At 71.5% G+C, this 12,147-nt stretch carries 9 protein-coding genes; all 9 read left to right on the top strand.

Annotated features, from left to right (window positions below; translation table 11 throughout):
• The first annotated feature begins 6 nt into the window (after nucleotides 1-6).
• The 9 genes from ligA to OG956_RS10395 all read left to right on the top strand — a co-directional run bounded on the left by ligA (nucleotide 7) and on the right by OG956_RS10395 (nucleotide 12,124).
• The gene (ligA, locus tag OG956_RS10435; RefSeq protein ID WP_330337669.1) at nucleotides 7-2,202 is read left to right on the top strand and encodes an NAD-dependent DNA ligase LigA; all 2,196 of its coding nucleotides are present in this window, start codon (nucleotides 7-9) and stop codon (nucleotides 2,200-2,202) included.
• A 259-nt stretch (nucleotides 2,203-2,461) separates the two neighbouring features.
• Complete coding sequence (locus tag OG956_RS10430) at nucleotides 2,462-4,750, top strand: putative bifunctional diguanylate cyclase/phosphodiesterase (RefSeq protein WP_330337668.1); 2,289 nt, start codon at nucleotides 2,462-2,464, stop codon at nucleotides 4,748-4,750.
• A 131-nt stretch (nucleotides 4,751-4,881) separates the two neighbouring features.
• Nucleotides 4,882-5,376 carry a cupin domain-containing protein gene (locus OG956_RS10425; protein WP_330337667.1) on the top strand — a complete coding sequence of 165 codons (495 nt, stop codon included), beginning with the start codon at nucleotides 4,882-4,884 and terminating at the stop codon, nucleotides 5,374-5,376.
• 126 nt (nucleotides 5,377-5,502) lie between these two features.
• Complete coding sequence (gene gatC / locus OG956_RS10420) at nucleotides 5,503-5,799, top strand: Asp-tRNA(Asn)/Glu-tRNA(Gln) amidotransferase subunit GatC (RefSeq protein ID WP_004925108.1); 297 nt, start codon at nucleotides 5,503-5,505, stop codon at nucleotides 5,797-5,799.
• Nucleotides 5,800-5,804: 5 nt separating this feature from the next.
• Nucleotides 5,805-7,304 (top strand): Asp-tRNA(Asn)/Glu-tRNA(Gln) amidotransferase subunit GatA, encoded by a 1,500-nt coding sequence (gatA, locus tag OG956_RS10415; RefSeq protein ID WP_330337666.1) that lies wholly within the window; start codon nucleotides 5,805-5,807, stop codon nucleotides 7,302-7,304.
• Complete coding sequence (locus OG956_RS10410; protein ID WP_330337665.1) at nucleotides 7,301-7,540, top strand: hypothetical protein; 240 nt, start codon at nucleotides 7,301-7,303, stop codon at nucleotides 7,538-7,540. The genes gatA and OG956_RS10410 overlap by 4 nt, the downstream gene beginning before the upstream one ends.
• Before the next feature lie 16 nt (nucleotides 7,541-7,556).
• A complete protein-coding gene (gatB, locus tag OG956_RS10405) occupies nucleotides 7,557-9,071 on the top strand; it encodes an Asp-tRNA(Asn)/Glu-tRNA(Gln) amidotransferase subunit GatB (RefSeq protein WP_330337664.1) in 1,515 nt (504 codons plus the stop codon).
• 268 nt (nucleotides 9,072-9,339) lie between these two features.
• Entirely contained in the window at nucleotides 9,340-11,571 is a 2,232-nt protein-coding gene (locus tag OG956_RS10400; protein ID WP_330337663.1) for an MMPL family transporter, read from the top strand.
• Nucleotides 11,549-12,124 (top strand): GNAT family N-acetyltransferase, encoded by a 576-nt coding sequence (locus OG956_RS10395; protein ID WP_330337662.1) that lies wholly within the window; start codon nucleotides 11,549-11,551, stop codon nucleotides 12,122-12,124. The genes OG956_RS10400 and OG956_RS10395 overlap by 23 nt, the downstream gene beginning before the upstream one ends.
• The last annotated feature ends 23 nt before the right edge of the window (nucleotides 12,125-12,147 follow it).

The raw sequence follows: 12,147 nt of genomic DNA, 5'->3' as shown, positions 1-12,147 counted from the left end.
AACACGGTGGCCGGCGACAAGCAGCAGGCGGAGACGGCAGTGCCCGCCGAGGCACGTGACAGGCACGCGCAGCTCGCTGAGCAGATCGAGGAGCACCGCTTCCGGTACTACGTGAAGGACGCTCCCGTCATCAGCGACGCCGAGTTCGACCAGCTCCTGAAGACTCTGGAGGCGCTGGAGGAGCAGTATCCGGAGCTGCGCAGCCCGGACTCCCCGACCCAGAAGGTCGCGGGGTCGTACGAGACGGAGTTCACCGCGGTCGAGCACCGCCAGCGCATGCTCTCGCTCGACAACACCTTCAACGACGAGGAACTGGCCGCCTGGACCGAGCGGATCGCGCGCGAACTCGGCGACCAGGAGTACCACTTCCTGTGCGAGCTGAAGGTGGACGGCCTCGCCGTCAACCTCACCTACGAGAAGGGCCGCCTCACGCGCGCGGCCACCCGGGGCGACGGCCGCACCGGCGAGGACATCACCCCCAACGTCCGCACCATCGCCGAGATCCCGGACCGTCTGCGGGGCGACAAGGTGCCCGACCTGGTGGAGATCCGCGGCGAGGTCTACTTCCCGATGGAGAAGTTCCTCGAGCTGAACGAACGCCTGGTCGCCGCCGGCGACAAGCCGTTCGCCAACCCCCGCAACGCCGCCGCCGGTTCGCTGCGCCAGAAGGACCCCCGGGTCACCGCCACCCGCCCGCTGCACATGGTGGTCCACGGCATCGGCGCCCTCGAGGGCTTCACGGGCCTGACCCGCCTCTCCCAGGCCTACGACCTGCTGAAGACCTGGGGCCTGCCCACCTCCCCGCACAACAGGGTGGTCGACGACCTCGACGGCGTGCGCGCGTTCATCGCCCACTACGGCGAGAACCGCCACTCCGTGGAGCACGAGATCGACGGCGTCGTCGTCAAGCTGGACGAGATCCGCCTCCAGGGCCGCCTCGGCTCCACCGCGCGTGCGCCGCGCTGGGCGATCGCCTACAAGTACGCGCCGGAAGAGGTCAACACCAAGCTCGTCGACATCAAGGTGGGCGTCGGCCGCACCGGCCGGGTCACGCCGTACGCCCAGGTCGAGCCGGTCACGGTGGCGGGCAGCGAGGTGGAGTTCGCCACCCTGCACAACCAGGAGGTCGTCAAGGCCAAGGGCGTCCTCATCGGCGACACGGTCGTGCTGCGCAAGGCCGGTGACGTCATCCCGGAGATCCTCGGCCCGGTGGTCGACCTCAGGGACGGCAGCGAGCGGGAGTTCGTGATGCCGGGCGAGTGCCCCGAGTGCGGCACCCCGCTGCGGCCCATGAAGGAGGGCGACGTCGACCTGCGCTGCCCCAACGCCCGCACCTGCCCTGCCCAGTTGCGCGAGCGCGTGTCGTACCTCGCGGGCCGTGAGTGCCTGGACATCGAGCACTTCGGCGCGGTGGCCGCCGCCGCGCTCACCCGCCCGCTGGAGCCGGCCGACCCGCCGCTGGTGGACGAGGGCGACCTGTTCGACCTGACGGTGGAGAAGCTGCTGCCCATCAAGGCCTATGTCCTCGACCCCGACAGCGGCCTGCCCAAGCGGGACCCCAAGACGGGCGAGGAGAAGGTGGTCACGGTCTTCGCCAACCAGAAGGGCGAACCGAAGAAGAACACCCTCGCCCTGCTGGCGAACATCGAGGCGGCCAAGCAGCGCCCGCTGGCCCGGTTCCTGAACGGCCTGTCCATCCGGCACGTCGGACCGGTCGCCGCGCAGGCCCTCGCGCGCGAGTTCCGCTCCATCGACCGCATCGAACAGGCCACGGAGGAGGAGCTGGCCACCACCGACGGCGTCGGCCCGATCATCGCGGCCGCGCTCAAGGAGTGGTTCGCCGAGGACTGGCATCGCGAGATCATCCGCAAGTGGAAGGCCGCCGGAGTCCCGCTGGAGGACGCCTCGACCGGCGAGGACGAGGGCCCGCGCCCGCTGGAGGGGCTCACGGTCGTCGTCACCGGCACCCTGGAGCACCACACACGGGACGGCGCCAAGGAGGCACTGCAGAGCCGGGGCGCGAAAGTGACCGGATCGGTGTCGAAGAAGACCTCGTTCGTCGTGGTGGGTGACAACCCCGGATCGAAGTACGACAAAGCCGTGCAATTGAAGGTTCCGGTGCTGAACGAGGACGGTTTCGGCGTCCTCTTGGAGCAGGGCCCCGAAGCGGCGGCCGAAGTCGCGCTTTCGACCGGGGAGTAGCGGTTGAAGGCCACCCGATCGGCGCATATCAGTTGCATACGGGTGGCCCGGGCGCTTTCGGGCGACCGTCGACGACCGGTGCCCGTGGAAGCCTTCCGCGGCCTACTGTTGAGATGTGCACCTGCCGTGCCCGGCTGCGGTTGGGGCATCCCCGTGCGCTTCCGGCGTGCGGGGAAGGGTTCTTCAACGCGGAGCTGCTGATGGCTGTCGGACATCGGGCCGCGTGGCGTGGGCACCGCCGGCTGTGAGAGGGACGGGAATGGAACCGACCGAGAGCGTCGCCCCTGACTCACGGCTGCGCCTGCGCCGTCGCGCGGGCACAGGGCGGACGACCCGATGGACGGGCACCCGGTGGGCGGGAGCCCGGTGGACGACAGGGACCCGGTGGACACCGCGGACCCACGGACGCACCCCCGGCCAGGCCCGTACGGCCCGGCCGGTCGCCGCCGCCGACATCCACCCGCCGATACCCGTGGCCCTCGAGCCCGCCCCCGGCCTGAGCGGTGCCGCGCCCGGACGCCGCCTGTCCTGGCCCACCCTGCCCGCGGCCGTCACGGCCGCCGCCGCGCTCGTCCTCGGCGCCGGTTTCTACCGCGCCTTCACCGGCCACCACGCCCTCTTCCCGAGCGGCACCGCCGGCTGGTCGCTGGCCCTGCTCACCGGTGTCATCGTCGGCCACCTCGTCATGCTGGGCCGCGCCCGCTGGTGGGGCGGCACCGGCTCCGGTGCCGCCCTCACCCTCGCCGTGCTGCTGCTGTACGGCTGGGTGCCCGCCGGCATGGTCAGCCTCACCGTCGTCGTCCTGGTCGGCATCGCCCGCCGCCACCGCTGGCGGCAAGGAGTGCTGCACGGCGCGGTGGACATCCTCGGCATCGGCGCCGGCGCGCTGCTGCTCCGCGCGTTCGGCCGCGTCCCGAGCGTCGAGACGCCCTGGCGGCCGGACGGCTGGAGCGTCGCCGCCGCGCTCGAGATCGCCCTCGCCGCGGGCGTCTACCTCGCGGTCAGCCGCGGCCTGCAGTGGTACCTGCACGCCCCGCCCGGCGGCAGAATGCCCACCGTGGCCCGCACCGCCGTGGTCAGACACGGCCTCGTCGCCGTCGCGCTGCTCGGCATCGCACCGCTGCTGTGCGTCGTCGCCGTCGCCCAGCCGATCCTGCTCCCGCTGTTCGCCATCCCCCTCATCGCCCTGGACTCCACGCTGTGGATCGCACGCGCGCGTGCCGAGGAGCAGCTGCGCGACCCGCTCACCGGGCTGCCCAACCGGCAGTGGCTGCTGGAGCGGATCTGGACGGCCCTCGACGACGCCGAACGCATCGATGCTCGCTCCGCGCTCATGCTGATCGACCTCGACCGTTTCCGGTCGGTGAACGACACCCTCGGTCATCTCGCCGGTGACCGGCTGCTGCTCCAGATCGCCGACCGGCTGCGGCTCGCCCTGCCCCGCGGAGCGGAGGCCGCGCGGCTCGGCGGGGACGAGTTCGCGGTGTTACTGCCCGTCGCCGACTCCACGACCTCCGCCACCCGCATCGCCCGCGGCCTGGTCGCCGCGCTCAGCTCGCCGCTGGACCTCGACGGGCTCACGCTCGTCCTGGAGGCCAGCGCCGGCGTCGCCGTCTTCCCCGACCACGCGCTGGACGCCGAAGGGCTGCTGCGCCGCGCCGACGTGGCGATGTACCAGGCGAAGAGGGACCGTACCGGCGTCGAGGTGTACGAGTCCAAGCGGGACTCCAACACCCCGGACCGGCTCGGCCTCCTCGGGGACCTGCGCCGGGCGCTGGACGCGCACGAGGTGCAGCTGCACTACCAGCCCAAGGTCCGCTTCGACGGACAGGTCGCCGGCCTGGAGGCGCTGGTCCGCTGGGTGCACCCCGAGCGCGGGAAGGTTCCGCCGGACGAGTTCATCGCGATCGCCGAGTCCTCCGGGCTGATGCCCCATCTCACCGAGTACGTGCTGGAGACCGCGCTCGGGCAGGTCGCCCAGTGGCGCGCGCAGGGGCTGCGGGTCCCGGTCGCCGTCAACGTCTCCCCGCGCGACGTCCACACGCCCGGGTTCGCGGGCTCGGTCGCCGCGCGGCTGGCCCGGCACGGGGTGCCCGCGGGGGCCCTGCAGCTGGAGATCACCGAGCATGTGCTGCTGGAGGACCCGCAGCGGGCCGCCGACACCCTGGCCGCGCTGACCGGGCACGGCGTGAAGATGTCCCTGGACGACTTCGGCACCGGGTACTCGTCGCTGGTGCATCTGCGGCGGCTGCCGGTGAGCGAGCTGAAGATCGACCGGTCGTTCGTGGCGCGGCTCGCGGTCGACGCCGAGGACGCGGAGATCGTGCGGTGCACCGTGGACCTGGCGCACTCGCTGGGGCTTCTCGTCGTCGCCGAAGGGGTGGAGGACGACGAGACGTGGGAGCGGCTGCGGGACCTGAGGTGCGACGCCGTGCAGGGCTGGCTGGTCGCCGCGGCGATGCCGCCGGACGAGACGACGGCGTGGCTGCGGGCGCGGGGTTCCCGGGGATGGCAGCGGCCGCGGGCCGCGTTGCCCGCCGCCGAGTAGTCCTCCCACCGCGGCTCGGCGCCGTCGGCGTCGTGTCCGGGATGCGTCCCGCCCCTTTGATCGTTGTACTGATCGGCGGCGGACTCGTCGGGGTCCGGCCGGTACTCGAGGGCTCAAGGGGGACCCCAGCCATGTCACTGTTCGTGCCGAAGTTCGAAGACTCCGTGATCGTCCGGGAGGCCGAGGCCGAAGTCGTCGGCGCCGCGCCCACCACCATCCGCCTGCTGGCCGACAGCAGTGCCACCGGCGGCGCCCTGTCCACCCAGCGCGTCACCCTCAGGGCCGGCGCGGACGGCGCCAAGCCGCACTGGCACGACAACTCCGCCGAGATGTTCTTCCTGCTCGACGGCGCCGCCGACATCCTCTCCGGCGAGGACGTCGTCACCGCCGGGGCCGGCGACCTCGTCATCGTCCCGCCCGGCAAGCCGCATGCCTTCGCGGCCGTACCGGGGGCCGACGCCGACCTGCTCATCGTCATCACCCCCGGCGTCGAGCGCTTCGAGTACTTCCGGCACCTGCAGCGCATCCGCCTGGGCGAGGCGACTCCGGAGAGCATCCTGGAGGTCCAGGACCTGTACGACAACCACTTCCTGCACAGCGAAGCCTGGGCGACGCGCCGGAGCTGACGGGGCGGGACCGGGCCGGCACGCCGGAGCTGACGGGCGGGACCGGGGAAACCGTTTCACGGCCACCCCAGCCCGCCCCATAGGATTGAGCCCAAACCACACACACTCACCCCAGAGGATCGCTGCATGCCTGGCATCACGCGCGAGGAGGTCGCCCACCTCGCCCGGCTGGCGCGTCTGGAGCTGAAGCCCGAAGAACTCGACCACTTCGCGGGACAGCTGGACGACATCATCGGCGCGGTCGCCCGCGTCAGCGAGGTCGCCGACCAAGACGTACCGCCGACCTCGCACCCGCTCCCGCTGACGAACGTCATGCGCCCGGACGAGGTCCGTCCCTCGCTCACCCCCGAGCAGGCGCTCTCCGGCGCCCCCGCCCAGGAGCAGCAGCGTTTCAAGGTGCCGCAGATCCTGGGGGAGGAGTGACCGCCATGACCGACAGCAACATCATCAGGCTCACGGCCGCGCAGATCGCCGAGAAGATCGCCTCCGGCGAGCTGACGGCCGTCGAGGTCACCGAGGCCCACCTCGCCCGGATCGAGGCCGTCGACGAGAAGGTGCACGCCTTCCTGCACGTCGACCGCGAGGGCGCCCTCGCCCAGGCCCGCGCCGTGGACGAGAAGCGGGCCCGCGGCGAGAAGCTCGGCCCGCTGGCCGGCGTCCCGCTCGCGCTCAAGGACATCTTCACCACCGAGGGCGTGCCCACGACCGTCGGCTCGAAGATCCTCGAGGGCTGGATCCCGCCGTACGACGCGACGGTCACCAAGAAGCTGAAGGCCGCCGACGTCGTCATCCTCGGCAAGACCAACATGGACGAGTTCGCCATGGGGTCGTCGACGGAGAACAGCGCCTACGGCCCGACCGGCAACCCCTGGGACCTCACGAAGATCCCCGGCGGCTCCGGCGGCGGTTCCTCCGCCGCGCTCGCCGCCTTCGAGGCCCCGCTCGCCATCGGCACCGACACCGGCGGCTCCATCCGCCAGCCGGCCGCCGTCACCGGCACCGTCGGCGTGAAGCCGACGTACGGCGGGGTGTCGCGGTACGGCATGGTGGCCTTCTCCTCGTCCCTCGACCAGGGCGGCCCCTGCGCCCGTACGGTCCTGGACGCGGCCCTGCTGCACGAGGTCATCGCCGGGCACGACCCGCTGGACTCCACCTCCATCGACGCCCCGGTCCCGCCGGTCGTCGAGGCGGCCCGCAACGGCAGCGTCGCGGGCATGCGGGTCGGCGTGGTCAAGCAGTTCCGCGGCGAGGGCTACCAGGCCGGTGTCATCCAGCGCTTCGACGAGTCGGTCGAGCTACTGAAGGAGCTGGGCGCCGAGATCGTCGAGCTGGACTGCCCGTCCTTCGACCTCGCCCTGTCGGCGTACTACCTGATCGCGCCGTCCGAGTGCTCCTCCAACCTCGCCCGCTTCGACGGCCTGCGCTACGGCCTGCGGGTCGGCGACGACGGCGGCCACTCGGCGGAGGAGGTCACCTCCCTGACCCGCGAGGCCGGCTTCGGCCCCGAGGTCAAGCGCCGCATCATGCTCGGCACGTACGCCCTGTCGAGCGGCTACTACGACGCGTACTACGGCTCCGCGCAGAAGGTCCGCACGCTCATCACGCGTGACTTCGAGAAGGCCTTCGAGCAGGTCGACGTGATCGTCTCGCCGACGACCCCGACCACCGCCTTCCCGATCGGCGAGCGCGCCGACGACCCGATGGCGATGTACCTCGCGGACCTGTGCACCATCCCGACCAACCTGGCGGGCAACGCGGCCATGTCCCTGCCCTGCGGTCTCGCCCCGGAGGACAACCTCCCGGTGGGCCTGCAGATCATCGCCCCCGCGCTGAAGGACGACCGGCTGTACAAGGTGGGCGCCGCCGTCGAGGCCGCCTTCGTGGAAAAGTGGGGTCACCCGCTGCTGGAGGAGGCACCGTCGCTGTGAGCAAGCTGTCGAAGGCCAAGGACTTCAAGAAGTCCAAGTCCGGTACGTACCTGTCCATGGCCACCACCGCGTTCGGCGCGATCGGTGTCGCCAAGCAGATCAAGAAGGCCCGCGCCGAGCACGACACGCTGCGGCTGATCGACGCCACGGTCTCCGCCGTGGCGATCGTGACCGGTCTCGCGATCCTCTGCCGCGAGCTGAAGCGGCTGGGCGACGACGACGTCCTGCTGGGCTGAGAGGGAAGTTTTCACCGTGACCACCACGACCGACCTGGTGTCGTACGAGGACGCGCTGGCGTCGTACGACCCCGTCATGGGCCTCGAGGTCCATGTCGAACTCGGCACCAAGACCAAGATGTTCTGCGGCTGTTCGACCGCGCTCGGCGCCGAGCCGAACACCCAGACCTGCCCCACCTGCCTCGGCCTGCCCGGCGCGCTCCCGGTCGTGAACAAGACCGGCGTCGAGTCGGCGATCAAGATCGGTCTCGCGCTGAACTGCGAGATCGCCGAGTGGTGCCGCTTCGCCCGGAAGAACTACTTCTATCCGGACATGCCGAAGAACTTCCAGACCTCCCAGTACGACGAGCCGATCGCCTTCAACGGCTACCTCGACGTGCAGCTGGAGGACGGCGAGACCTTCCGCGTGGAGATCGAGCGCGCCCACATGGAGGAGGACACCGGCAAGTCCACCCACGTGGGCGGCGCGACCGGCCGTATCCACGGCGCCTCGCACTCGCTGCTGGACTACAACCGCGCGGGCATTCCGCTCATCGAGATCGTCACCAAGCCGATCACCGGGGCCGGCGAGCGCGCCCCCGAGGTCGCCAAGGCGTACGTCCGTGAGCTGCGCGAGGTCATCCGTGCCCTCGGCGTGTCCGAGGCCCGCATGGAGATGGGCCAGATGCGCTGCGACGTGAACCTGTCGCTGATGCCCAAGGGCGCCGACAAGTTCGGCACCCGCTCGGAGACCAAGAACGTCAACTCGCTGCGCTCGGTGGAGCGCGCGGTGCGCTTCGAGGTCATGCGCCACGCCGCCGTGCTGAACGGCGGCGGCACGGTCGTGCAGGAGACCCGCCACTTCCACGAGGACACCGGCTCCACCACCTCCGGCCGTACGAAGGAGGAGGCCGAGGACTACCGGTACTTCCCGGAGCCCGACCTGGTCCCGGTCGCGCCCTCGCGCGAGTGGGTCGAGGAGATCCGCGCGGCCCTGCCCGAGCTGCCCCTGGTGCGCCGCAACCGGCTGCGCGAGGAGTGGGGCGTCTCCGGCACCGACATGCAGGCGATCCTCAACGCGGGAGCGCTGGACCCGATCGTCGCCACGATCGAGGCCGGCGCCGACGCCGCCTCCGCCCGCAAGTGGTGGATGGGCGAACTGGCGCGCAGCGCCAACGAGTCCGGCAAGGCGCTGGACGAGCTGCCGATCACCCCGGCGCAGGTCGCCCGGGTCGCCGAGCTGGTCGCGAAGGGCGACCTGAACGACAAGCTGGCCCGGCAGGTCATCGAGGGCGTCCTCGCGGGCGAGGGCACCCCGGACGAGGTCGTCGACAAGCGCGGCCTGAAGGTCGTCTCCGACGAGGGCGCGCTGACCGCCGCCGTCGACGAGGCCATCGCCGGCAACCCGGCCGTCGCCGACAAGATCCGCGGCGGCAAGGTGGCCGCGGCCGGCGCCCTGGTCGGCGCGGTCATGAAGGCGACGCGGGGCCAGGCCGACGCGGCCCGCGTGAAGGAACTGATCCTGCAGAAGCTGGGCGTGAGCGAGGGCTGAGCCCCCGCCGGCCCGTTCGTACGGCCCCGGAGGGCGAGACCTCCGGGGCCGTACGCATGCCCCAAGTCACTCGCGCGGCGACAGAGTTCGCGGATCTGTCCTGTGATGTCGCTCCCAGCGCTGTGAATAAGCCCACGAACGCGTCAAACGATCATGTTCACCTGCAAGAGTGTCCTCTGATTGCACATGCGTTCTTTGCGGGCTGTTCAGTTTATGGATGATCGTTCCCGGCCAAAGATCCACAAATCGTACTTCTGGGAGCTCGTCCGTGGCAGACCTCGCGCGTTGGTGTGTCCGGCATCGGCTGATCGTCGTGCTGCTGTGGCTGCTCGCCTTCGGCGGGGTTACCGCGGGCGCCGCCGTGGCCGGTTCGCCGTACTCGAACGCCTATGACGTTCCCGGCACCGAGGCCGGCCGCGCGACCCAGCTGCTCAAGGAGGGCTTCCCCGGCCTGGGCGGGGACAGCGACACCGTCGTCTGGCACACCGGCTCCGGCAGCGTCCGCGCCGCCGGCGTCGAGCAGACCATGACCCGCACCCTGGACCGGATCGCCGCGCTGCCCGGCATCGCCTCGGTGGACGGCCCGTACGGCCGCCAGGGCGCCCACCGGATCAGCGCCGACGGCCACACGGCCTACGCCACCGTCACCTTCACACAGGAGGCCGAGCACATCGGCAAGGCGGAGGCGGAGGCCGTGGTGCACACCGCCAAGGCCGCCGAGGGCCACGGGCTGCAGGTGGAGCTGGGCGGCAGCGCGATAGGCCTCACCGCGTCCCCGCGCGAGCACACCGCCGAGATGGTCGGCGTCCTCGTCGCCGCCGTCGTGCTGTTCCTCGCCTTCGGCTCGCTCGCCGCCTCGGCCCTGCCCATCGCCACCGCGCTGGTCGGCGTCGGCACCGCCTACTCCGGCATCGGACTGCTCGGGCACGCCATGACGGTCGCCGACTTCGCGCCCATGCTCGGCATGCTCATCGGCCTCGGCGTCGGCATCGACTACGCGCTGTTCATCGTGACCAGACACCGGCGCGGACTCAAACGCGGCCTGGGCGTCACCGAGGCCGCCGTGAACTCCGTCGCCACCACCGGACGCGCGGTGGTGTTCGCGGGCGCGACGGTGTGCATCGCGCTGATGGGCATGCTGATCCTGCGCCTGAGCTTCCTCAACGGGGTCGCCGTGGCCGCCTCGTTGACCGTGGTGCTCACGGTCGCGGCCTCGGTCACCCTGCTGCCCGCCCTGCTGTCGTACATCGGCTCCCGGGCCCTCAGCCGCCGCGAGCGGCGCCGGCTCGTCGAGCACGGGCCGCGCCCGGAACTGCCCACCGGCTTCGCCGCCCGCTGGTCGGCGCTGGTCGAACGCCGCCCCAAGCTGCTCGGCTCGCTCGCCGTGGTCGTCATCGCCGTACTCGCCCTGCCGACCTTCTCCCTGCACCTCGGCACCTCCGACCAGGGCAACGACCCGAGCACCTCCACCACCCGCAAGGCCTACGACCTGCTCGCCGAGGGCTTCGGGCCCGGGGTGAACGGACCGCTCACCCTGGTCACCCGGGTGGACGGCGCCGACGGCGGGCTGGCCCTGGACAACCTCGACACGACCCTGCGCGCCACCCCGGGCGTCGCCTCCGTCACCCCGGCCACCTTCGACGCCGGCGGCACCACCGCCTACCTCACCGTCGTCCCCACCTCGGCGCCGCAGTCCCAGCAGACCAGCGACCTCGTGCACCGGCTGCGCACCAAGGTGCTGCCGCGGGCCGAGACCGGCACCTCCCTGCACATCCAGGTCGGCGGGGTCACCGCCGGCTACGACGACTTCGCGGCCGTGATCGTCGGCAAGCTGCCGCTGTTCGTCGGCGCGGTCATCGGGCTCGGCTGTCTGCTGCTGCTCGTCGCCTTCCGGTCGCTCGGCATCCCGCTGAAGGCCGCGGCGATGAACATCGCCGCCGTGGCCGCCGCGTTCGGGATCGTGGTCGCCGTCTTCCAGTGGGGCTGGGGCAGTGAACTGCTCGGCCTCGGCCGGGCCGGCCCGATCGAGCCCTTCCTGCCGGTGATCATGGTCTCGGTCCTCTTCGGGCTGTCCATGGACTACCAGGTCTTCCTGGTCAGCCGGATGTACGAGGAGTGGCTGGAGACCGGCGACAACCGGCGCGCCGTCCGCGTGGGCCTCGCCGAGACCAGCCGGGTCATCAACTCCGCGGCGGTCATCATGATCTCCGTCTTCCTCGCCTTCGTGCTCAGCGGCGACCGCGTGATCGCCATGTTCGGCATCGCGCTCGCCTCCGCCGTCGCCCTGGACGCCTTCGTCCTGCGCACCCTGCTCGTGCCCGCGCTGATGCATCTGCTGGGCGCCGCGAACTGGTGGCTGCCCGCCTGGCTGGAGCGCCGCCTGCCGCATCTGAGCATCGAGCCGCCCGAGTGCCGTGCCGCCCATGAGAGGCTCGAGGGCGTTTCTGTGGCGGATCTGCGGGAGGACGATCAGCGCGATGTACGCGATATCCCTGGGTGACGACGGCGCGGAACTGCGGCCCCTGGAGGTGTGGCACGCCGAGGAGGTGCTCGCAGGCATCGACCGCGGACGGGAGTTCATCGGCCGGCACATCGGGCTGGCCGGCGTGGTGCACGATCTGGACGGCGCGCGTTCCTGGCTGAAGTCGTACGCCGACAAACGCGCCGCCGACGCCGGCAGCGTGCACGGGATCTGGCTGGACGGGACGCTGGTCGGCGGTGTGCTGTTCCGGGTGTGGGACACGCCGAGCGGGGTGTGCGAGGCCGGGTGCTGGCTGGAGCCCGCGGCGACCGGGCGCGGACTGGTCACCCGGGCCATGCGGGTGCTGCTGGACTGGGCCTTCGACCAGCGCGGCATGCACCGCGTGGAGTGGCACGTCTCCTCCGCCAACGAGCCGAGCATCAACGTGGCGCGCCGGCTCGGCATGACGCGCGACGGCGTGCTCCGCGAGAACCACCCGCACCACGGGGTGCGCGCGAGCACCGAGATCTGGTCGCTGCTCGCCCGCGAGTGGCGCGCGGCACACGCGCGTGGCGTGCCCGACGATCATTAAGGGGGCTCTCAGACAGGGTCCGT

This window comes from Streptomyces sp. NBC_00557 (genome assembly GCF_036345995.1).
Taxonomy (GTDB): Bacteria; Actinomycetota; Actinomycetes; order Streptomycetales; family Streptomycetaceae; genus Streptomyces.
Note: the sequence above shows the minus strand (reverse complement) of the source record. Positions and strands in the feature narration are given on the sequence as shown.

Bases quoted from the DNA above. Each gene is read 5' to 3' on its own strand.
- OG956_RS10430 (WP_330337668.1), top strand. From the start codon at position 2,462: ATGGAACCGACCGAGAGCGTCGCCCCTGACTCACGGCTGCGCCTGCGC.
- OG956_RS10425 (WP_330337667.1), top strand. From the start codon at position 4,882: ATGTCACTGTTCGTGCCGAAGTTCGAAGACTCCGTGATCGTCCGGGAG.
- gatC (WP_004925108.1), top strand. From the start codon at position 5,503: ATGCCTGGCATCACGCGCGAGGAGGTCGCCCACCTCGCCCGGCTGGCG.
- gatA (WP_330337666.1), top strand. From the start codon at position 5,805: ATGACCGACAGCAACATCATCAGGCTCACGGCCGCGCAGATCGCCGAG.
- OG956_RS10395 (WP_330337662.1), top strand. From the start codon at position 11,549: ATGTACGCGATATCCCTGGGTGACGACGGCGCGGAACTGCGGCCCCTG.